Below are 22,261 nucleotides of genomic sequence, written 5' to 3'. Positions count from 1 at the left end.
TCCTTATTTAGAGCTTGCGTCCTAATTCGTGATGAAAACGAAGTCGTCGCCGGACGGAACCGCGTAGACGGCGTAGCCGCCTTCCGCCTTGACGAAGGTCGCCCGCGGCGGCGCGATGACCGTCTGGTGGGCGGTCTTCGGCACCCGGATCTCCGCCGTCGTGTTCGACGGGATCGTCACCTTCAGCTTGAACCGGCCGTCTTCCTTGGTCCAGGAGCTCTTGGTGAGGCCGTGCGGCGTCAGGTAGCTGCCCTCGGCGCTCACCAGGTCGCCCACCGGCTTCGGCTGGATCACGAGCTTGCGGTAAGCGATCGACCCGGGGGCCGCCTGGATGCCGGCCAGGCCGGAGTGGAACCACTCCTCGATCTGGGCGAGGATCATGTGGTTCTTGGAGTCGCCCCGGTTCCAGCGCTCGCCCATGGTCGTCATGCCGCCGGGGTTGGCGGTGGTCGACTCCATGAAGAAGCCGTAGCTGGGCTGCTCGTCCTCCTGGATGAGGTCCCACAGCACGTCGTCGCGGTTTCCGTTCATCAGGGCCCGGACGGTCGGGGCCATGCCGATGGTGCCGCCGCTGAAGTGCGGGCCGTCACCGCTCGGGTGGAAGGCGTAGACGAGCTCGACCAGGGCGTTCAGGACGCTTTCCCGCTTGTCCTCGGGCACCAGACCCGCGTCGAGGGCGAGGGCCTGCGCCGACTGGGTGGCGCCGGTGGTGCCGGCGTTGCCATTGGCGGTGTAGCGGCCCAGGGAGTCGTTGAAGAACGCCTGGTTGAAGGAGGTCTTGATGTCGGCGGCGAGCTGGGTCCACTTCGTCACGTCGGCGGTGTTACCGATGACCTGGGCCATCTCCGCCATCTTGGTGATCATGATGTAGTAGCCCCAGGTGCCGGTGATCCGGCCCGAGGTCTGCTCCGCGGAGACCCAGTCGGCGAGGGCGGCGTTGACGATGTTCGCGTTCGCGCCGGTGCCGACCTTCTGGCGCTGGATGTAGTCGACGAACCTCACCATCTGCGGGTAGTACCGCGCCATCGTCCGAGTGTCGCCGTAGTACTCGTAGAGCATGCTCGGGACCAGGATGATCGCGTTGCCCCAGTTGATCTCGTCACCGAACTGGCCGGTGTAGCCCCAGTCGTAGACCGGCGTCTTCAGGGCCACGTTTCCGGCCATGGAGGTGTCGGCGACGGACTGGCCTTCGACGAGGTGGCGCATCGTCGTCCGCATGAAGGCGTTGAGCTCGAAGTTCCGGTGGATGGACCCCATCGGCATCGTGTAGTCGGCGGGGTAGGAGAGCTTCTCCCTGCCGGGGCAGTCGGTGAAGACCGACATGATGTTCGAGGCGAAGGAGTAGTTGGCCATCTTGTGGATGCGGTTGACCCGCGCGTCGGAGCTGGTGAACTCGCCAACGACGGCGGTGTCGGCCTGCAGGCGGACACCGGTGACCAGGTCCGCCGTGGGGGTGTGGCCCTCGGGCAGGCCGGTGACCTGGACCCACTGCATGCCGAAGTAGTTGAAGTCGGGGTGCCAGGTCTCGCCCGTGGCCGCGCCGTGGGCGGTGTAGGTGTTGAAGAGGTTGGTGCCGCGCGAGGTGCCGCCGCCCATGAGCGAGGCCTGGTTGACGGTGCCGTCGGCGTTCAGCGACTCCGCCGGCAGCATCTTCACGGTGGTGCCCGCGGGCACCTGCCCCAGGTTGAGCTTCGGCCATCCGACGATGTTCTGGCCGAAGTCGAAGACCCAGGTTCCCGGTACGGGGTTGGTCACCGAGACCGGCTTGAACGTCTCCTGCTCACGGACGGGGTCGGCGGTCCGGGCGACGAGCTTGGTCGCGAGGTTCGGCGGCGGGGCGATCCCTGCGCTGGTCCAGCCGGTGGGCGAGCCGTCGCGGCGCTTGGCCGTCGCGGTCAGGTTCGATCCGGGCTTGTCCCAGCCCGGCTGCTCCTTGCGGGCGTCGTAGTCCGAGCCCGAATACCAGGCGTCGGTGACCAGCGGGCCCAGCGCGGTGCGCCACGACCGGTCGGTGACGATCGTGTCGGAGGTGCCGTCGGTGTAGGCGATCTCGACCCGGCCGATGAGGCGCGGCGTCACGGCCGCGCCGGCGGACGCGTCGCTGGCCGCGATGTTGTTGCCCGAGCCGGTCACCTTGGCGCCGGTCGCATGGGCGATGGACAGAGCCGGGGTGAAGGTGATGCCGGTGCCGGCGGCTCCGGCGGTGCCGATCTGGGTGATCGTCCGCGACTCCAGGCGGTCGCCGCCCTGGCCGGTGTCGACGTTGATCGTCCCGCCGACGTGGTAGTTGGCGACGCTGTCGACCTTGACGTTCGTCGCGCCGACCGCGACGCCGTCCGCCAGCGTGCCGTTCCCCTTGGGCTGGCTCTGCCACCAGGAGTAGGGAGAGGTCCGGCCGACCGCCGCGTTGGTCACGCTACGACGGACGTAGGCGGGGCCGTTGCCCAGCTCCACACCGATGGTGTTGTCGCCGGGCCGGAGCGACTCGGTGATGTCGTAGGTGCGGTATTCGCTCGACAGCTGGTAGTTGTTGTTGCCCGGCGCCAGGACCTCGTCGGACACCTCGTCCCGGTTGACCGTGGCGTGGTGCAGACCGACACCCGACAGGTAGAGGCGAGCGTCGGCGACCTGCTTGTCCGCCGGAATCTGGAACTGGCGCGCGAAGATCGGCAGCGACTGCGACTCGACGCGGTCGGGGTAGTCGATCCAGCGGGCGGTGCCCCAGTCGCTCTGCTCGAGCAGACCCACGGTCCACCGGGCCGGCGCCGACCACGCCGACTCCTGCTCGCCGGCGTCCCAGACCTTCACCCGCCAGACGACGGACTGCCGCGAGTGGAGGGTTCCCTTGAAGATGACCCGCTGGTCGGCGCTCGCCACCCGGCCCGAGGTCCAGATCAGGTCACCGGCGGCCAGCTTCGCCGCCGACTCGGCCGCCTGCACCTCGTAGGCCGTCTGCTTGTCACCGGGACACGCGACCACCGCTCCCGGCTGGTAGCAGGCGTGCGAGCGGGCCTGAGAGGTCTCGGCGAACTGCCAGCTGAAGACGGGCTGCACATCGTCCAATCCCAAAGGATTGTCGTGACGCCCGTCGACGCCGAGGCGCTGGACTTCGACGTTTCCTCCGGGAACGGCGGCGCCGGCAGGTCCGTTCGTGGCCATGAACGGCGCGACCACGGCGATGGCCAAGCTCATCGCCAAGGTGCGCCGGGAGCTTCTTTTCACTGGCATTTCCCATCCAGTATTAAATCGTTTTAACAGGTTCATCAATTAACCTAAATGTTTCATTGGCGAGCGTCAAGACTGAATTTATAAACGTTTCCCGTGAAATCAGGGCATGCCAAAGCGCCATTCGGCGAATGACAATTGCCGAATGGAATGGCCGAACGAGAGAATCAGGTTGTGAGACGGTCGGCGGCGTCGCTCCAGGAGGCGGCGAAACCCTGCGGTTCGTAGTGGTGCAGTGGCTGTGTCGCGGCGACGAGAGATCGCAGGGCGGGCAGGCTGGGGATGAGACCGAGCGACCGGGCCTGGATGCCGATGTTTCCGAGGGCGGTCGCCTCGACGGGGCCGGCGACGACGGGGATGCCCGTGGCGTCGGCGGTCAGTTGGCAGAGCAGCGCGTTCTGGGCGCCGCCTCCGACGATGTGGATGACGTCGGCCCGTTGTCCGGACAGCGCGAGGGCCTGCCGGATCGCGTTCCGGTGACCGAGGGCGAGGCTGTCCAGCACGCAGCGGACGACCTCCGCCTTGGTCCCGGGAACGGGCTGGCCCGTGTCGGCGCAGAGCCGGGCGATGCGGGAAGGCATGTCGCCGGGGGGCAGGAAGGCCGGGTCGTTGGGGTCGACGACGCTGCGCAGCGCGGGCGATGCGGCGGCACCCTCGATGAGCGCGCCGAGTTCGGCGGGGGCCAGTCCCCAGGCGCGCAGAGACTCCGACAGCAGCCAGAGGCCCATGACGTTGCGGAGATAGCGGATGGTCCCGTCGACGCCGGTCTCGTTGGTGAAGTTCGCGGCGCGTCCGGCCTCGGTGAGGATCGGCGCGGTCGTCTCCACTCCGGCGAGCGACCACGTGCCGCAGGAGATGTAGGCGAAGTTCGGGCCGGTCGCGGGGACCGCGGCGATGGCGGAGGCGGTGTCGTGGGAGGCCACGGTGGTGACGGGGGTTCCGTCGAAGACACCGGCGGGTGCCCCGGGGGCGCGGATCGCAGGGAAGATGCCGCGTGGGAGCGATAACGCCTCGATCAGTTCGTCTGACCAGACCCCACGGCTCGCGTCGTACAAACCCGTGGTGGAGGCGTTGGTCTGCTCCGCGCCCCGCTCTCCGGTCAGCCAGAAGGAGATCAGATCGGGGATCAGCAGGAGGGTGCCGGCCCGCTCCAGGAAGGGTTCGGCGGCCAGTTGGTAGAGGGTGTTGAAGGGGAGGAACTGCAGGCCGCTGACCTGGTAGAGCCGTTGTGGCGAGACGCGACCGTGCACCCGATCGATGACCGGGGTCGTGCGATCGTCGCGATAGTGGACCGGATTGCCGATCAGCCGTCCGTCACGATCGAGCAGGCCGTAGTCGACCGCCCAGGAATCGATGCCGATCGAATCGAGCTGAGGCCGCAGACCATCCAGTACGTCGCCGTAGAGCCCGAGGATGTCCCAGTGCAGCGTTCCGGCGACCCGGACGGGTCGGTTCGGGAACCGATGGATCCCGGTGATGTCCAGGTGGTCGTCAGCGACCCGCGCGGTGAGGACGCGGCCGCTGGAGGCGCCGAGATCGATCGCGGCGATGGTGGCGTTCATCGGGTCGTCGACTCCCGGACGATCAGTTCGGGCTGGAACATGATCTGCTGATGGGCGTGGTCACCCGGGTTGTCGCACTCGTCGAGCAGCAACTCGGCGGCGATCCGGCCGAGCTTGTAGGGGGGCTGGCGGACCGAGGTCAGGGGAACCGCCGAGGCCAGGGCGTATTCGATGTCGTCGTAGCCGACGACCATGACCCGCCCCGGCACCCGGACCCCTTGCTGGAGGAAGACGCGCAGCACTCCCATGGCGAGCAGGTCGTTGGCGCAGAAGACCGCGTCGGGGAGTTCGGCGAGTAGCCGCTCGGCCGCCTCGTGACCGGCGCGGGAGGTCATCTCCTCGACGATCACGTCACGCAGGACGCCCGTGCCCGCCTCACGCATCGCCCGGAGCGCGCCTTCCCGCCTGTCGGCGTTCTGCCGGATGGTCAGCGGGCCGCCGAGGAACACGATGTCACGGGCCCCGCCTTCCAGCAGATGGGCGACGGCCAACCGGCCGCCGGTCACGTCGTCGACGGTGACCGAGCACTGATCGCCGCGCGTCGCCGGATGGTCGAGCATGACCGTGGGGATGCCCCGTTCCCGCAGCAGCGCCAGGCTCCCCCGGTTGTCGCTCACGGGGGTGACGAGGACGCCGCGGACCTGCTGTTCGGCCAGCATCCGCATGTTGCGTTCCTCGCGACCCACCTGGCTGGCCGATCCGCACAGGATCACGCCGTAGTCGCGTTCGCTCATCAGGTCCTCGACGCCCCGGGCGACCTCGGCGAAGAACGGGTTGCCCAGATCGAGCAGCATCAGGCCCACGATGCGGCCGTGGCCGGCCCGGAGGCTGGACGCCGAGCCGTTGCGGACGAACCCCAGCTCCTCGATCACCCGCTGGACCCGGGCCCGCGTGTCGGGGGCGACCCGCTCGGGCCGGTTCAGCACGTTGGACACGGTCCCCGGAGAGACTCCCGCCTGGTGGGCGACCTCTTTGATGCCGACCGTCACGTCACGCGAACCGGTTCCGGATCTTGGCATGAGTGACCTCACAAGGACTGAGTAGAGCGGCGATGCTCGCCACACTGTGGCGGCTCGGATTGAAACGTGTCAAGGCATCACGATCACAAAACCGCACCCTTGACGCGTCCCTCATGTTACTTCTACGTTCCTCCAGACAAGATTTGTTAAAACGTTTTTGCGCATGGCGCTGAGAGGGCGTGAGGGAACATGGGAAGCGATCCCCCTCTCCGGGGCGATCAGGCGCTGCTCGAGGTGGACGACCTCACGGTCGAGTTCCCCGGCATCCGGGCGCTCGACTCGGTGCGCTTCGACATCCGGCCCGCCGAGGTGCACGCCCTCGTCGGCGAGAACGGCGCCGGTAAGTCGACCTTGCTGAAAGTCCTGGGCGGTGTGCACCGTCCCAGCTCCGGCGAGGTCCGGCTGGCCGGGGCGCGCTACCGCCCCCGGCGGCCCGCCGACGCGCTCGCGGCCGGCATCGCCGTCATCTACCAGGAGTTCAACCTCTATCCCGACCTCACGGTCGCGGAGAACGTCTTCTCCGGCAGGGAACCGCACAGCGCGATCTCCCGGGGCATCCGGTACGCCGAGATCAACCGCCGGACGAGCGACCTGTTCACGGTGCTCGGGGTCGACATCGACCCGACGGCCGCGGTCGGCGGCCTGACCGTCTCCGAGCAGCAGCTCGTCGAGATCTGCAAGGCGCTGTCGGTCGACGGCCGGATCATCGTCATGGACGAGCCGACCGCCGCGCTGTCGGCCGACGAGGTCACCCAGCTGCTCGGCGTCGTCAGGCGGCTGCGTGACGAGGGCCGCAGCGTGGTCTACGTCAGCCATCGCCTCGACGAGGTCTTCGCCCTGGCCGACCGGGTCACCGTCCTGCGGGACGGGAGACACATCCGCACCTGCGACATCGCTGACACCGACCCCGACGGGCTGGTCCGCGACATGGTCGGCCGCGACGTCGAGTCGGTCTTCCACCGAGACCAGATGAGCGAGGGAAAGGTCGTCCTTGAACTGGCGGGTGTCAGCGCCGGACGCCGGTTAAGAGACATCGATCTCACCGTGCGAGCGGGAGAGGTCGTCGGTATCGGCGGCATCGCCGGAGCCGGTCAGCCCGAACTCTCGCAGTTGATCTTCGGTGCGCTGGCGATCGACTTCGGGACGATGTCGCTGAACGGCGAACCCTTCAAGCCTCGCAACCCCGGCGACGCCATGGCCCGGGGCATCGGCTTCCTGCACGAGGACCGCAAGGCGGCCGGTAACCTCCCCGACCTCTCGATCCGCCAGAACCTGACGATTTCCGTTCTGGACAAGGTCCGCGGCGCGTTCACCCGGCTGCTGGCACCGGCCAAGGAGAGCGACGTCTACGCCGGTTACCACCGGCGGCTCAACGTCAAGGCCACGGGGCCCGACCAGCTCATCGGGCAGCTGTCCGGCGGCAACCAGCAGAAGGTCCTGCTCGGCCGCGCACTGGCCCCCGGCGGAAAGCTGCTCCTGCTCAACGAGCCCACCCGAGGTGTGGACATCGGCGCGAAGGCCGAGATCCACCGCCTGATCAACCTCCTCACCGCCGACGGCGCGGCGGTGCTCATGGTCTCCAGCGACCTGCCCGAACTCCTCGGTGTCAGCGATCGCGTGTACGTCATGGCCGGCGGCGAGATCGTCGGCCACCTCACCGGCGACGACCGGACCGAGGAGAACGTCGTGGCCTGCGCGACGACCGGGCGGCGCGTCTTCTCCGAGGAGCTGACCAAGCGATGATCAACGCGCTGAAAAAGGTGCCGCTCCTGGTACCGCTCGTCCTGGTCATGGCCATCCTCGCCCTCTCCACCGACACCTTCCTGAGCGTGGGGAACCTCGAGAACGTCCTGGTGGCGGCCGCGATCCTGGCTATCCCGGGGGTCGCCATGACGTTCTGCCTGGCGATGGGTGAGTTCGACCTGTCGATCGGTTCGACGGTCTCCCTCGCCGGGGTCGCCTGCTGCAGCGCCCTCATCGCCGGTCTGCCGCTCGCCTTCTCCCTGCTGGCGGCGCTCGGCGTCGGTGCGTTCATCGGCCTGGCCAATGGCCTGGTGATCACCAAGCTGGGTGTCACCCCCTTCATCGCCACGCTGGCGACGATGGTGATCGTCCGGGGCGCGTCCCTCGCCTACACCGACGGGCACGACCAGATCGTCAGCTCCCCCGGCCTGAAGTACCTGGTCGCGGGCCGCCCGCTCGGCATCCCCATGCCGATCGTGCTGGCCGTCGCGGTGGCGGCGCTGGCCTGGTGGACCATCAACCGGACCCGTTTCGGCCGCTGGGTCTGCGCGATCGGGTCGAACCGCGACGCCGCCCGGATGTCCGGGCTGCCGGTCGACCGCATCCGCATCGCCGTCTACGTCCTGGTCGGACTGTCCGGCGGGCTGTGGGGTCTGCTGATCTCCGGCCAGCTCCAGAAGGGCAACGGCCAGCTCGGGCTCGGCTTCGAACTCGACGCCATCACGGTCGTGGTCCTCGGCGGTACGGCCCTGCTCGGCGGTAGGGCGTCGATCATCGGCACCGTTCTGGGCGCGGTGATGATCGAGACCATCAGGAACGGCCTCAACCTGCTCAACACACCCCCGGCCTACCAGCGCATCAGCGTGGGGCTGCTGCTGATCGCCGCCCTGGCGCTGCTGGCCCTGCGCCGCCGCGAGAGGCGTGGCGCAGGGCCGAACCGGGTCCCGGCGAGGGTTCAGGAGAGTGCGGCATGACCACCCGGACACAGATTCCCCTCGGCCGGTTGTGGGACACCTGGGGAGTCACCGCGCTCCTCGTCCTGCTCGTGCTGTGTACGCCGGTCATCGCGCCCGGCTTCCTGGAGATCGAGAACCTGCAGTCCGTCCTGCGCGAGAGCGCCTATGTCGGCATCGTCGCCGTGGGCATGACGTTCGCCATCGCCAGCGGCGCCTTCGACCTGTCGGTCGGCGGTCAGCTCGCGCTCACCAGCGTCGTCACGCTGATGGCGTTCAACGGGGGCGGGACGGCGGCGGCCGTCGCGGCGGCGATCACCACCGGTCTGCTGTGCGGCCTGGTCAACGCGGGTCTGATCACCCAGCTCAGGGTTCCGCCGTTCGTGGCGACCCTGGGTTCGCTGTTCGTCTTCCGGGGGATCGCCTACCTGCTCACCCAGGACGGCCCGCGGACGCTTCCGTACGAGCAGGTCGACTCGCCGTTCGCCAAGCTCGGCAGCCTCAACTTCGCCGGGCTGCCGGTGCCGTTCCTCATCATGGCGGGCGTGTTCGCCGCGGGCTGGGTGCTGATGCACCGCACCGCGATCGGCCGCCGCACCCTCGCCTACGGCTCGTCCCCGTCGGCGGCCCGGTTCTGCGGCATCTCCGACACCCGGATCAGGCTGTTCGTGTTCGCCCTGGTCGGCGTCACCGTCGGCATCGCCGCCCTGACGTACATCACCCGGGTGTGGACCGCCGACGGTTCGGCCCAGGACGGCTTCGAACTCAAGGTGATCGCCGCGGTCGTCCTCGGAGGCACCGCGCTCAAGGGCGGCAAGGGCACCCTCATCGGCACCTTCTCGGCCGTCTTCCTCGTGAGCGTCCTGAACGAGGTGCTGGTCAGCCGTGGCGTCGAGTCGGCCTACCAGCGCATCGTGCTCGGCTGCGTCCTCATCGTCGCCCTGACCATCGACGGTCTCCGCACCCGCTTCGCCGGTCCCGGTTCCTTCCGCAGGGCGTTGCGCCCGACGTCCTGACCGACCCCCCACCCAGAAAGACACGTCACATGCGCACCAAGAAGATAGCCTCCGTCGCCCTCCTCGGCATGCTGGCCCTCGCGGGCTGCTCGGACTCCGGCGAGACCGCCGCCACAAGTTCGGCTCCCCCCGCCGACAAGAAGATCACCGTGGGCTTCTCGGTCTACGACATGCAGTACGAGTTCTTCCAGAAGATGGCCAAGGGCACCCAGGACGCCGTGGCGGCCAAGGGCTGGGAGATCAAGCTCCACGACGAGAAGAGCGACGAGAACGAGATGGTCACCGGCGCCTCCGCGCTCATCGACCAGGGCGTCGACCTGCTGATCATCAGCCCGTTCAAGCCGACCGCGCTCGGCCCGATCATCGCCAAGGCCAAGGCGAAGAACGTGCTGGTGATCGTGAACGACATCGGCGGCGGCGGGACTCCCTACGACGCGATCGTCATCTCCGACAACGCCGGCGGCGGCAAGCTGGCGGCCGAGTTCATGGACAAGCAGATCCAGGCCAACGGCGGTGCCGGCAAGAACGTCGCCTCCATCACCTGCGAGCCGTCCGCGACCTACGCCGCCCGCCGCAACGCCGGTTTCAAGACCGAGATCGAGGCGCGCGGATACAAGGTCGTGGCGGAGCTCTCCGGCAACTCCAAGGCCGAGGAGGGCTACAAGGTCATGAAGGACATCCTGTCCAAGAACCCGGACGTCGCCGGCGTGTTCTCCTGCAACGACCCGATGGGGGTGGCCGCCGCCAACGCCATCAAGGACGCCGGCAAGAGCCCGGTCACCGACGTCGTCTCCGTCGGCTTCAACGCCGACCCCGAAGCGCTGACCGCCATCAAGGCCGACCTGCTGGCCGCGACCGTCGCGCAGGACCCCACCGCCATGGGCGCCCTCACCGCCACCCTCGGCGAGCAGGCGCTGAACAAGCAGCCGATCCAGTTCTCCAACGAGGCCGAGCGTGAGGTGTTCAACCCCGTCACCCTCGTGGACAAGACCAACGTCGACACCGCCGGCTGATGAACGGGCAGGTGGGGCCGCGTTGCCCCGGCCCCACCTGTCGCACCACGTGAGCAGCGCACGCTTCTGGAATGCGGGGATTTGAGAGCATGACTGACCTGTCCACCGGGCTGGATCGCCTGGCCATCGAGACGCCGTCGTGGGCGTACGCCAACTCCGGGACCCGGTTCAAGGTGTTCACTCAGAAGGGGGTGCCGCGCGACCCCTTCGAGAAGATCGCCGACGCCGCCCAGGTGCACGCTTTCACCGGCGCGGCCCCGACGGTGGCCCTGCACATCCCGTGGGACAAGGTCTCCGACTACTCCGTGCTGGCCGCCTACGCGGCCGACCAGGGAGTGGGACTCGGTGCGATCAACGCGAACGTGTTCCAGGACGACGACTACATGCTGGGCTCTGTCACCAACCCCGATCCGCGCATCCGCCGCAAGGCCACCGACCACCTGCTCGAATGCGTCGACATCATGGACGTCACCGGCTCGCGCGACCTGAAGCTGTGGTTCTCCGACGGCACCAACTACCCGGGCCAGGACGACATCCGCACCCGCCAGGACCGGCTCTTCGAGGCCCTCACCGAGGTGTACGCCCGGCTCGGCGACGACCAGCGCATCCTGCTCGAATACAAGCTGTTCGAACCGGCCTTCTACGCCACCGACGTCCCCGACTGGGGCACCTCCTTCCTGCACTGCGTCGCGCTCGGCCCCAAGGCCACCGTCTGCGTCGACACCGGCCACCACGCGCCGGGCACGAACATCGAGTTCATCGTGGCCACGCTGCTGCGCGCGGGCAGGCTGGGCGCCTTCGACTTCAACTCCCGCTTCTACGCCGACGACGACCTCATGGTCGGTTCCGCCGACCCGTTCCAGCTCTTCCGGATCATGTACGAGGTCGTCAGGGGCGGCGGCCTCGACCCCGCGACGGGCGTGGCCTTCATGCTCGACCAGTGCCACAACATCGAGCCCAAGATCCAGGGCCAGATCCGCTCGGTCATGAACGTCCAGGAGGCCACCGCCAAGGCGCTGCTGGTCGACACCGTGGCGCTGCGCACCGCCCAGGACAGCGGTGACGTGCTGGGGGCGAACGCCGCGGTGATGGACGCGTACGACACCGACGTCCGGCCGCTGCTCGCCACCTGGCGGGAGCGGCGCGGCCTGGATCCCGACCCGATCGCCACGTACCGCGCGTCGGGCTACTACGACAAGATCGTCGCCGAGCGAGTCGGCGGCATCCAGGCCGGATGGGGAGCCTGAACCACCATGAGCGTTGTTGACGACCTGCTGAACCGCTCCCACGAACTGGGCGCGGACCCCCGTAACACCAACTACGCCGGGGGCAACGCCTCCGCGAAGGGCAGCCAGATCGACCCGGTCACCGGCGAGCCCGTCGACCTGATGTGGGTGAAGGGCTCCGGCGGCGACCTCGGCACCCTCACGGCGTCCGGCCTGGCCGTGCTCCGGCTCGACCGCCTGCGCGCCCTGACCGGTGTCTATCCGGGGGCCGGGCACGAGGACGAGATGGTCGAGGCCATCGACTTCTGCACCCACGGCAAGGGCGGCGCGGCGCCGTCCATCGACACCGCCATGCACGGCCTGGTCGACGCGGCCCACGTCGACCACCTCCACCCGGACGGCGGCATCGCCATCGCGACGGCGGCGGACGGCGAGGAGCTGACCCGGACGATCTTCGGGGACCGGGTGGCGTGGGTGCCGTGGCGACGCCCCGGCTTCCAGCTGGGTCTGGACATCGCGGCGATCAAGGCGGCGAACCCGCAGGCGATCGGCGTCATCCTGGGCGGCCACGGCATCACCGCCTGGGGCGAGACCTCCGCGGCGTGCCGGGAGAACTCGCTGGAGATCATCCGCCTGGCCGAGACCCACCTCGCCGCCCACGGCAGGCCCGAGCCCTTCGGTTCCGTCATTCCCGGCTACGAGCCGCTGTCGCCGGAGCGGCGGCACGCGCGCGCGGCCGAACTGTTTCCGCTGATCCGCAGCCTGGCCTCGACGGACAGGCCACAGGTCGGTCACTACACCGACAGCGACGTCGTGCTCGACTTCGTCTCGCGCGCCGAGCATCCCCGGCTGGCCGCGCTGGGCACCTCGTGCCCCGACCACTTCCTGCGGACCAAGGTCTCGCCGCTCGTCCTGGACCTGCCCGCCGACGCTCCGCCGGGCGTCGTCGCCGAGCGCCTCCGCGAACTCCACGCTGCCTACCGCGCCGACTACGCCGCCTACTACGAGCGCAACGCGGTCGCGGACTCCCCCGCGATGCGCGGCGCCGACCCGGCGATCGTCCTGGTCCCCGGCGTCGGCATGTTCTCCTTCGGCGCGAACAAGCAGACCGCGCGGGTGGCCGGCAAGTTCTACGTCAACGCGATCAACGTCATGCGCGGCGCCGAGTCGGTGTCGAGCTACGCGCCGATCAGCGAGGCGGAGAAGTTCCGCATCGAGTACTGGTCGCTGGAGGAGGCCAAGCTCCGGCGCCTGCCCGAGCCCAAGCCGCTGGCGACCAGGATCGCCTTCGTGACCGGCGGCGGCTCGGGCATCGGCGCGGCCACCGCCCGCCGCCTGGCCGCCGAGGGCGCCTGCGTGGTCGTCGCCGACCGCGACCTGGCCTCGGCTCAGCAGGTCGCCGCCGAACTCGGCGCGAACGCGCTGCGCGCCTCGGACGTCGCCATCGCCGTGGCAGCGGACGTGACCAGCGAGGACGACATCCGCGCCGGCCTCGACGCGGCCGTCCTGGCCTTCGGCGGTGTCGACCTGATCGTGAACAACGCCGGCCTGTCGCTGTCCAAGCCGCTCCTGGAGACCACGGCCGCCGACTGGGACCTGCAGCACGACGTCATGGCGCGCGGCTCGTTCCTGGTCTCCCGCGAGGCGGCCCGCATCATGATCGCGCAGAACCTGGGCGGCGACATCGTCTACATCTCGTCCAAGAACTCGGTCTTCGCCGGGCCGGACAACATCGCCTACAGCGCGGCCAAGGCCGACCAGGCCCACCAGGTCCGCCTGCTCGCGGCCGAACTCGGCGGCCACGGCATCCGGGTCAACGGCATCAACCCGGACGGCGTCGTGCGCGGCTCGGGCATCTTCGCCTCCGGCTGGGGCGCCAACCGGGCCGCCGTGTACGGAGTGGCGGAGGACAAGCTCGGCGAGTTCTACGCCCAGCGCACCCTGCTCAAGCGCGAGGTGCTCCCCGAGCACGTCGCCAACGCGGTCTTCGCCCTGACCGGCGGCGACCTCTCCCACACCACCGGCCTCCACATCCCGGTGGACGCGGGGGTGGCGGCGGCCTTCCTCCGGTAGGCCGGCCCAGGGGCTGACCCTGGTCCCCCGAGGCGAAAGTCCAGGGTGAACAGATCTCCGGACGGCCACCACCGCGGGGATCTGGCAGATCAGCGACAGCTTCGAGCCGTCGTCGAACCCGGCGGCCCGATGGACCTTCACCGCGCAGGGCACCTGTGACAGCCCCTACTTCGGCAACGGGGTGAGCTCGCCCCGTTCGGGCAGCGGGCTCGCCGGGCTGCGGGTCCACAACGGCGGCGGCTAGGCGCGGCGGAGCCGGGCCAAGTGGTAGTCGAGCAGCGCGGTGACCTGGTCGGGCGTGTAGTGCCCGACCAGGGTGGCGTTCACGATGCCCTGGGCGAAGGCGTACAGGATGCTCGCCTCCTTGTCGGGGTCGAGGTCCGCGGCGAGTTGCCCGGCGGCCTGAGCTGCTCTGATCTGGTCGGCGAAGAAGGACAGCAGGAGGGGTAGCCCGAGGCGCATCGCGGTCGCCTGGTCGTCGTCGACCACCGAGCTCGCGTGAAACGCCAGCCCGATGCGGTTCAGGTAGCTGCGCTCGTCGTCGAGCGGCAGCAGTTCCAGCACGGTGGCCCGGAGCAGGTCGAGCGGGGTGGCCTGGCGGGCGGCCACGGCGGCGACCCGGTTGCCGATCCAGATGCCGATGTGTTCCAGGGCCAGCAGCAGCATGTGGTTCTTCGTCGTGACGTAGTACTGCACCGCGCCCATGGACATGCCGGCCTCGGCGGCGACCTCTCTCAGGCTGACGCTCTCCATGCCCCTGTCGTGGATGACGCGGTGCACGGCCTCGGCGATGTGCCGCCGCCGGTCGTCATGGTCGACGATCTTCGGCATGGCCCACCTTTTTCTCGTGCGAGTGCATGGTAAAAGCGTACCGTCGCGTTTATCATGCGAGTGCATGAAAAAAGAGACGAGGGGTGACAACGGATGCGGATTCTGATCGTCGGTGTCGGCACGCGGGGGGATGTGGCGCCGTACACGGGATTGGGGGTGCGCTTACGCGAGGCCGGGCACGAGGTGTCCATCGCCGCGCACGAGCCCTACGCGGGACTGGTGACCGATGCGGGGCTGGAGTATCTGCCTCTTCCCGGAGATCCGCTCTTCCTGCTGACCGGCCGCTTCTCCATCAGCGAATACAAGATCTACAGCGAGCAGCTCATGGACGGCCTGACCCGGCTCGCCGAGCGGAAGGCCGACCTGCTCCTGGTGGGTGTGGCGGGCGCGCTCGGCTGTCACGTCGCCGAGGCGATGGGGATCCCCAGCATGGGGGTGCACCTGCAGCCGATCGACCCCACCGGGGACTTCCCGCCGCTGTTGAGCGTGTTCCACCGATCGCTCGGACGGTGGGGGAACCGCCGGGCGGCCCGGCTGGCGTTCGAGGTGCCCGCCGCCGGTCCGTTGATCGCCGGGCTGAGCACGAAGATGCGGACCCGGCTCGGGCTGCCCCCGATGACCCCGCGCGCCCTCTATCAGCTCCGGGAGAGCAGCCGCTGGCCGGTCTTCCACGGGGTCAGCCCGCTGGTGCTGCCGCGCCCAGCCGACTGGCGGCCGGGGCTGGAGATCGCGGGGTACTGGTGGTCGCACCGTTCGCCGAACTGGCGGCCGGATCCCGAGCTGAGCGACTTCCTGGCCTCCGGGCCCGCCCCGGTCTTCGTCGGCTTCGGCAGCCTGGCGGGTACCCGGCCCGAGCAGTACACGGAGCTGGCGGTGCAGGCGCTGCGGCGGGCGGGGTTGCGGGGCGTGCTGCAGACGGGCGTGCGCGGACGCGTCTGCGACGATGTGCTGGCGGTCGGCGACGTGCCGCACGACTGGCTGTTTCCCCAAATGGCCGCCGTCGCCCACGCCTGCGGCGGTGGCACCACCGGGAGCGGGGTGCGGGCGGGGGTGCCCGCCGTGGCCATGCCGGTCATGCACGACCAGCCGTTCTGGGCATCGAGGCTGAGGGCCCTCGGCGTGGCCCCGGCCGCGATCCCGTTCCGCCGCCTGACGCCCACCCGGCTGGCCGCCGCGCTCACCACCGCCGTCACCGACCCGGCCTACCGGCGGCGGGCCCAGGCCCTGGCGGCCGGGGTCGCGGCAGAGGACGGCGCGGCACCCGTCATCGAGGCGGTGAACCGGCTCAAGGCCTGACGGCCGCGCCGTCAGAGGAACGCGGCGACCATCTCGGCGAACTCCTCGGGCGTGGCGATGGGGACGCCCAGGCTCTCTGCCTTGGTCCGCTTGGAGCCGGCCTTCTCCCCCGCGACCACCAGCGACGTCTTGGCCGACACGCTCGACGACGCCTTGCCGCCCGCGCGTTCGATCAGCTCGTTCATCTCGTTGCGCGACAGCGCCTCCAGCGGGCCGCTCATCCCGCCGGTGACGACCACGGACTTGCCCGCCAGCGGCGACTCGGCGGCGTCTTCGGCCGGGGCGGGCTCCTCCGCTTCGGGCGTCCAGGCGGTCACACCGGGCTCGATCATGTTGACCCCGGCCGCGATCAGCTTGTCGATGAGCGGGCCGACCTCGATCAGTTCGGCGACCACGACGGGGGCCTTCTCCGGGCCGATGCCCTCCACCCGCTGGATGTCGTCGGAGGTGGCGGCGCGGATGGCCTGCATGCTCGCGAAGTGCCTGGCGATCCGGCGGGACATGCGCTGGCCGGTGCCGCGCACGCCCAGCGCGCAGAACACCCGGCTCAGCGGCTGCTCCTTGGCCTTCTCCAACGCCGCCAGCAGGTTGTCGGTGCTGGTCTCGCCCATGCGCTCCAGCCCCAGCAGCTGCTCGCGGGTCAGGAAGAACAGGTCGGCGAAGTCGACGATGAAACCGGCGTCGAGCATCTGCTGGATGCGGTTGACGGCCAGGCCCTCGATGTCGAGCTGGCCGCGCCCGGCCGCGTATTCGATGGAGGCGATGGCCCGGCAGGCGCGGCCCCGCACGCACCGCCAGCGTTCCTGGCTGGAGTCGATGGCGTCACCGCACGACGGGCACACCTCGGGGATCAGGATCGGCGTCTCGTCGCCGGTGCGCAGGTGGACGACCGGAGCCTCGACCCTCGGGATCACGTCGCCCGCCTTGTAGACGGTGACCGAGTCGCCGATCATCAGCCCGCGCCGTCCGATGTCGGCGGCGTTGTGGAGAGTCGCGTAGGTGACGATCGAGCCGTCGAGCTCGACCGGTTCGAGCACGGCGCGGGGCGCGATGATGCCGGTGCGGCCGGTGTTCCACTCCACGCCCAGCAGCTTGGTGATCTTCTCGGTGGCGGGCAGCTTGTAGGCCACCGCCCACCGGGGCGCGCGCGAGCTGAACCCGGCCAGCGCCTGGTCGGCGGCCAGATCACACTTGATCACGATGCCGTCGATCCCGAACTCCAGCCCGGCCCGCGCGGCCGCGATCTCCTCGACGCGTGCCTGCACCTCTTCGAGCGTGGTCACGAGCACCCCGGCGACCGGCGTGACGGCCGTCGTCTGGACGCCCTGCGCCGCCACCCACTCCATGATCTGGCTGTGCGGCAGCTCGGCGAGCTGGGTCTCGGAACCGTCGAGCGGAAGGGCGCCGTAGCCGAAGAAGGTCAGCTCACAGACGTAAGGCCGGTCCTTCGTGCGGAGAGTGCCCGCCGCCGCGCTGCGCGGGTTGGCGAAAGTGGTGCCGTCGTGGGCCTGCCGCTTCTCACAGGCGTCGGCGAACTGGGCGGCCGTCATCATGACCTCGCCCCGCAGCTCCACCGTGATCGGCTCGGCCAGCCGCTCGGGCAACCCGACGATGGTGCCGACGTTGTGGGACACGTCTTCACCCGCGACGCCGTCACCCCGCGTGACCAGCTGGACCAACCGCCCACGCCGATAGCGCGCGGAAACCGCCAGCCCGTCGAGCTTGGCCTCAACACTCCAGGCCTCCACGGGATGCCCCAGCCGGCGCTCCAGCGAGGCCGCCCACGAGACCAGCTGCTCGGCGCCGAAGACGTTGTCGAGACTCAGCATCGGCACGGTGTGCGGCACGTCGCCCACGACCGCGCCCCCGGCGACCTTCCCCGTCGGCGAGTTCGGCAGCACCTGCTCCGGGTGGGCCGCCTCGTAGGCCTCGATCCCGCGCACCAGGCGGTCATAGGAGTCGTCGTCAAGCGTGGAGGTGCCGTCGGCGTAGTAGGCCGCGGAGGCGTCGACGGCCAGCTGAACGGCCTCGGCGTAAGCGGTCTCATCCGAGATCATCGTCATCGGGGGCGTTTCGTTCATGATCTCATTCTCTCGAACGGCACTGACAATTTCGGGGGCCTGAACGACGAACGATAGGACTGCGGCGTCACGCCCACGACGCGTTTGAACCTTTCCCGAAACGCGGTCGGCGAGCCGAATCCGGCCTGCGCGGCGACGCGTTCGACGCCCTCGTCGGTGGTCTCCAGCAGGAACTGCGCACGCCGCACCCGGGCCCGCAGCAGCCACTGCACGGGGGTGGTGCCGGTCTGCTCGCGGAAGCGGCGGCTGAAGGTGCGCCCGCTCATCCCGCCGCGCCGGGCCATGTCGGCCAGCGTGACCTCGTGGGCCAGGTTGTCTTCGATCCACGTCAGCACCGGGTCGAGCAGCGATCCCCGGGGAGCGGCCGGGCGGGCGTGCGGGACGAACTGCGCCTGCCCGCCCTCACGCTCCAGCGGCACCACCGACAGCCGGGCCGACGCCGCGGCGACCGCCGAGCCGAAATCGCGCCGGACGAGGTGCAGGCACAGGTCCAGCCCGGCGGCGGCCCCTGCCGAGGTCAGGATCTGGCCGTTGTCGACGTAGAGGACATCGGGTTTGACGTCCACCTGCGGGAACCGCCGCGCCAGCTGGTCGGCGGCCGCCCAGTGGGTGGTGGCGCTCAGGCCGTCGAGCAGCCCGGCGGCGGCGAGGGTGAACGCGCCCACGCAGATGGAGGCGATCCGGGTGCCTGCGCCCGCCGCCGCGCGCAGCGCGTCGAAGACCTCCTGCGCAGGCGGGCTCGCCTCCTCCGAGCACCCGGGCACGACGATCGTGTCGGCCTCCATCAGCGCCGGCAGGCCGTGGGGGGCGATGAGGGTGAAGGCGTCGCCGGCCACCTGCGGCGCGGGGGCGCAGACCAGCACCCGGTACGGCCTGCTCCCGTCGGCCAGCCGGGCCCGCCCGAACACCTCGACCGGCGTCGCCAGGTCGGCCGCCACCACATGGTCCAGAGCCAGGACCGCCACCGTGTGCATGCCGACACCGTAAGCGAGTCACCGGGTGGCGAGAACCCGGCGGAGATTGTCGATTCAGCCCATGGGGCGGCCCCGGCCCGCCGATCTAGCCTGCCGCCCATGGACATCATCATGCCGATCGTCATCGGGCTGATCTGCGTCGCCGTCATGTCACTGATCCCCGAACCGCGCCGCCGCCACATCAACGCCGTGGTGGTCGGCGGCGCGGGCGCGGCCTATCTGAGCGGCGGCGGGCTCGGCTACTGGGAGCTGCTGCTGCCCGTCGTGATGAGCTTCGTCGCCTACAAAGGGCTCACGAGCTGGACCTGGATCGGCGTCGGCTGGCTGATCCACACCGCCTGGGACATCGTCCACCACCTGAAGGGAAGTCCGATTCTCCCCTTCGCCGAGCATTCGTCCTTCGGCTGCGCCATCTGCGACCCGATCATCGCGCTGTGGTGCCTCGCGGGCGGCCCGTCCGTCTTCGACTGGGTCCGCGCCCGTCGTCAGATCGGCCAGGACTCGCGGCGCCAGGCGGCGTCCCAGAACATCCACTCGTAGCGGGCCGTGGTGGCGAAATGTTCCCCGGCGTGGGCGCGCTGCGCCTCGGTGGCCTCCGCGCCGACCTTGTCCGCGAGGGTCACCACTCTGCGGACCGTGTCCTGGAAGGCCTCGTTCCCGTACGCCTCGATCCAGCGCCGGTAGAGCGGATCGGGTGAGGACCGCGCGAGCAGATCCTCGCCGACCCTGGCGTAGATCCAGTAGCAGGGCAGCACCGCCGCGAGCCCGTCGAGGAACGAGCCTCCGTAGACCGTGGCCAGCACATAGCTGGTGTAGGCCCTGGTGGTCGGCCCCACCGGCTGGGCCGCCGCCTGCTCGGCCGAGCCGCCGAGGTCGGCCATGAAGGCGGCGTGCATCTCCCGTTCGGCGGCGATGGCCCCGACGGCGTCACCGGCGAAGGCGCGGGTGACCTCGTCGTCGGGGGCCTTGGCCGCGCACACGGCCAGGGCCCGGGCGTAGTCGCGCAGGTAGTGGGAGTCCTGGACGACGAAGTGGCGGAACGCCTCATGGGGCAGCGTCCCGTCGACCAGCCCCGTGAGGAAGGGGTGGTCGAGGATCGCCTTGTAGGTGGGGGCGACGGCGTTCCACAACTCGTCGCTGTACGTATGCGTCACGGCGGACCTGTCTCCCTACGCCGGCATGACCCGGTCAGGTTCAAGCGGTCTGTGGCCGCCTCAGCCACACTCTCAGCCCGATGCGCCGGGCTCCCGCGATGTCGTCGATCAACCTAACCGACATGTCACCCGCGGAAAAGGGCCACCGGCCCGAGGCTGACCAGACCGCTCGCCGCCCCGGCCAGCTCCCCCGACGCGGGGAGCAGCGCCGATTGGGCCCGGCGCAGCGTGCCCAGGTCTCCCCGTTCGCGCGCGGCCAGCGCCAGGAGTGCCCACAGCGCTTCGGCGAGCAGGTCGTGCGGCGGGTCGGGCACCTCGCGCGGGTCGGCGTCCGGCCGCAGGATCGGGAGCACCCACGGTTCGAAGGGCCCGTAGAGAGCCGAATCACCGGGTTCCGGCGGAAGGCCGTGGCGCAGCCGCAGGCACAATGACGCCAGCGCCGGCAGTCCCGCGCTCAGGCCCGGCATCCCCGCCGGTTCCAAGACTGCGACCGCCGCACGGTAGGCGGCCTCCTTGGCGGCGAGGTCGACCGTGGGATCCTCCGCCAGGCGGAGAGCCCGGTACCACGTCGTGAAGACCGTCGTGAGCGGCCGGTCGTGGCGTTCGGCGAGCTCGTCGAGGCGCGCCGCGTGCATGTCGGCCGTGCCGAAGTGGGCGACGGCGCACGCGGACTGCAGACCGATGAGGTGGCCCAGGATCTCGTAGCTGACCAGCCCGTGGCGTACCGACAGATCGAGGATCTCCGCGCCGATGAGGGCGCGCCCGGCCGACAGGCCGGTGTGCGCGAAGCTCTGCATGTACGCACCGTTCAGGGCGAACACCAGCAGCGCCGGATCCTCCAGCCCCCGGGCGATCCGCTCCGCCTCGGCCGCCGCCTCGCGGGCGCGGGCCGAGCCGTCACCGCGTGACTCCAGCGCGATGGTCGCCAGCAGCCGGGCCCGCGTGCCCGGCGGGGTGCCGGGCGGGAGCCGGTCGAGGGTGCGCCGGGCCGCCGCGACCACCCTGGCCGCCTGTCCGGGGTCGTCGGAGCGGGTCCAGTTCGCCGGCACGTCATAAGCACCGATCACCCGCGCCGTGAGGTCGGGATCGCCCAGTTCCTCCGCGGCCTCGACGGCGGCGGCGCGGTGCTCCCGGGCCGCCAGCAGGCCCCCTCCCCCGGTCACCGCGAGCCCCCGCATGAGCCCGACGGCCGCCTCCAGCCGAGGGCCCGCCCCCGGCGCGGCCCGGTCGTGGGCGGCGGTGGCACTGGCCCACACGCGGGCCGCCGCATCGCCGGGACCGGCCAGTTCGCCGTCCTGCCGCAGGATGGCGGTCTCCAGATCGCGCAGTCCGGGCCCGGGATCCAGCCCGAGCCGCTCGGCCAGTTCGTGACGGGCGGCGCGCAGCACGTTCAGCGCGTCGGCCTGGCGGCCGGTCCGGTAGAGGGCCAGGGCCAGCAGCCGCCACAGCTCCTCGCGCCAGGGATGGGCGTGGGCGTCGGCGTCGAGGTCGGGCACCGCTTCGGCGGCGCGGCCGAGATCCAGCAGCGCCCGGGCCCGCCGTTCCACCGCGCGCAGCCGCAGTTCCGCCAGCCGGGCCCGCTCCGGCCGCGCCCACAGGGCGTCGGCGAACTCGGCGTAGGCGGGGCCGCGCCACAGCGCCAGCGCGGCGTCCAGAGAGGTCAGCAGCTTGAGCGGCGGCTCGTCGGCTTCGGCGGCCTTCTCGAAGCGCCGGGCGTCGACGGCGTCGGTGCGCAGCGCGTAACCGGGCCCTACGGTGACGATCAGCCGGGGCGGTGTCCGGGGCGGCCGGTCGGGCTCCAGTGCCCGGCGCAGCGCGCCGACGAAGGTGCGGATCGCGCCGACCGCGCCCTCCGGAGGGTCCTCCCACAGGTCGGCGGTGAGCACGTCGACCGGCACGACCCTGCCCCGCGCGGCGACCAGTCGCGCCAGGACCTCCCGATGCCGGGGCCCCTTCAACGGGACCGCCGCCCCCGAGGCGTCCCACGCCTCCACCGGTCCGAGCACCCCCAGCGAAACGGACACCCAGCCACCGTAACGCTCCTCGCCGTGACCGGGCGATCCGGGCGCGGCCGGTCGGCGCAGGCCACGGCGCG

General features: G+C 70.3%; 16 protein-coding genes and 1 riboswitch. Of the genes, 8 read left to right on the top strand and 8 right to left on the bottom strand.

Features of this window, described 5'->3' with window-relative positions:
- Nucleotides 1-21: 21 nt before the first annotated feature.
- The 3 genes from AW272_RS19825 to AW272_RS19815 all read right to left on the bottom strand — a co-directional run bounded on the left by AW272_RS19825 (nt 22) and on the right by AW272_RS19815 (nt 5,806).
- Nucleotides 22-3,228 (bottom strand): alpha-L-rhamnosidase, encoded by a 3,207-nt coding sequence (locus AW272_RS19825; protein ID WP_066367242.1) that lies wholly within the window; start codon nt 3,226-3,228, stop codon nt 22-24.
- A gap of 164 nt (nt 3,229-3,392) precedes the next feature.
- On the bottom strand, nt 3,393-4,787 hold the full coding sequence (locus AW272_RS19820; RefSeq protein WP_066367238.1) for a rhamnulokinase: 1,395 nt from the start codon (nt 4,785-4,787) through the stop codon (nt 3,393-3,395).
- On the bottom strand, nt 4,784-5,806 hold the full coding sequence (locus AW272_RS19815; protein ID WP_066367235.1) for a LacI family DNA-binding transcriptional regulator: 1,023 nt from the start codon (nt 5,804-5,806) through the stop codon (nt 4,784-4,786). The genes AW272_RS19820 and AW272_RS19815 overlap by 4 nt, the downstream gene beginning before the upstream one ends.
- Before the next feature lie 189 nt (nt 5,807-5,995).
- Here AW272_RS19815 and AW272_RS19810 point away from each other — a divergent pair, with 189 nt between their 5' ends.
- The 6 genes from AW272_RS19810 to AW272_RS19785 all read left to right on the top strand — a co-directional run bounded on the left by AW272_RS19810 (nt 5,996) and on the right by AW272_RS19785 (nt 13,830).
- Entirely contained in the window at nt 5,996-7,549 is a 1,554-nt protein-coding gene (locus tag AW272_RS19810) for a sugar ABC transporter ATP-binding protein (RefSeq protein ID WP_066367233.1), read from the top strand.
- Complete coding sequence (locus AW272_RS19805) at nt 7,546-8,523, top strand: ABC transporter permease (RefSeq protein WP_066367230.1); 978 nt, start codon at nt 7,546-7,548, stop codon at nt 8,521-8,523. The genes AW272_RS19810 and AW272_RS19805 overlap by 4 nt, the downstream gene beginning before the upstream one ends.
- Complete coding sequence (locus AW272_RS19800) at nt 8,520-9,518, top strand: ABC transporter permease (protein WP_066367227.1); 999 nt, start codon at nt 8,520-8,522, stop codon at nt 9,516-9,518. Before AW272_RS19805 ends, AW272_RS19800 begins: the two co-directional genes overlap by 4 nt.
- 29 nt (nt 9,519-9,547) lie before the next feature.
- Nucleotides 9,548-10,531 (top strand): substrate-binding domain-containing protein, encoded by a 984-nt coding sequence (locus AW272_RS19795; RefSeq protein WP_066367225.1) that lies wholly within the window; start codon nt 9,548-9,550, stop codon nt 10,529-10,531.
- A gap of 89 nt (nt 10,532-10,620) precedes the next feature.
- On the top strand, nt 10,621-11,778 hold the full coding sequence (gene rhaI / locus AW272_RS19790) for an L-rhamnose isomerase (protein WP_066367223.1): 1,158 nt from the start codon (nt 10,621-10,623) through the stop codon (nt 11,776-11,778).
- Between the two features lie 6 nt (nt 11,779-11,784).
- The gene (locus tag AW272_RS19785; protein ID WP_066367220.1) at nt 11,785-13,830 is read left to right on the top strand and encodes a bifunctional rhamnulose-1-phosphate aldolase/short-chain dehydrogenase; all 2,046 of its coding nucleotides are present in this window, start codon (nt 11,785-11,787) and stop codon (nt 13,828-13,830) included.
- Between the two features lie 240 nt (nt 13,831-14,070).
- On the opposite strand, the gene AW272_RS19780 is transcribed toward AW272_RS19785, so the two are convergent.
- A complete protein-coding gene (locus AW272_RS19780; RefSeq protein WP_066367217.1) occupies nt 14,071-14,661 on the bottom strand; it encodes a TetR/AcrR family transcriptional regulator in 591 nt (196 codons plus the stop codon).
- Nucleotides 14,662-14,754: 93 nt separating this feature from the next.
- On the opposite strand from AW272_RS19780, the gene AW272_RS19775 reads away from it, so the two are divergent.
- Entirely contained in the window at nt 14,755-15,957 is a 1,203-nt protein-coding gene (locus AW272_RS19775) for a glycosyltransferase (protein ID WP_066367214.1), read from the top strand.
- A gap of 11 nt (nt 15,958-15,968) precedes the next feature.
- Here the strand turns inward: AW272_RS19775 and ligA are convergent, their stop codons facing one another.
- Both ligA and AW272_RS19765 read right to left on the bottom strand, forming a co-directional pair.
- Complete coding sequence (gene ligA, locus AW272_RS19770; protein ID WP_066367212.1) at nt 15,969-18,038, bottom strand: NAD-dependent DNA ligase LigA; 2,070 nt, start codon at nt 18,036-18,038, stop codon at nt 15,969-15,971.
- The gene (locus AW272_RS19765) at nt 18,035-19,012 is read right to left on the bottom strand and encodes a GlxA family transcriptional regulator (protein ID WP_066367210.1); all 978 of its coding nucleotides are present in this window, start codon (nt 19,010-19,012) and stop codon (nt 18,035-18,037) included. Before AW272_RS19765 ends, ligA begins: the two co-directional genes overlap by 4 nt.
- 99 nt (nt 19,013-19,111) lie before the next feature.
- Between AW272_RS19765 and AW272_RS19760 the strand changes: the two genes are divergently transcribed.
- Nucleotides 19,112-19,552 carry a DUF6010 family protein gene (locus AW272_RS19760; protein WP_066367206.1) on the top strand — a complete coding sequence of 147 codons (441 nt, stop codon included), beginning with the start codon at nt 19,112-19,114 and terminating at the stop codon, nt 19,550-19,552.
- Here the strand turns inward: AW272_RS19760 and tenA are convergent.
- Together tenA and AW272_RS19750 are read right to left on the bottom strand one after the other, a co-directional pair.
- Nucleotides 19,498-20,166, bottom strand: coding sequence for a thiaminase II (gene tenA / locus AW272_RS19755; protein ID WP_066367204.1), 669 nt, complete (start codon nt 20,164-20,166; stop codon nt 19,498-19,500). The genes AW272_RS19760 and tenA overlap by 55 nt on opposite strands.
- Nucleotides 20,162-20,273, bottom strand: a riboswitch (TPP riboswitch). It overlaps the preceding gene by 5 nt.
- 18 nt (nt 20,274-20,291) lie before the next feature.
- Nucleotides 20,292-22,190 (bottom strand): AfsR/SARP family transcriptional regulator, encoded by a 1,899-nt coding sequence (locus AW272_RS19750; RefSeq protein WP_066367862.1) that lies wholly within the window; start codon nt 22,188-22,190, stop codon nt 20,292-20,294.
- Nucleotides 22,191-22,261 lie beyond the last annotated feature (71 nt).

This window comes from Herbidospora mongoliensis, assembly GCF_001570545.1.
Taxonomy (GTDB): Bacteria; Actinomycetota; Actinomycetes; order Streptosporangiales; family Streptosporangiaceae; genus Herbidospora; species Herbidospora mongoliensis.
The sequence above is the reverse complement of the archived record's forward strand: the minus strand, read 5'-3'. Positions and strand labels throughout refer to the sequence as shown.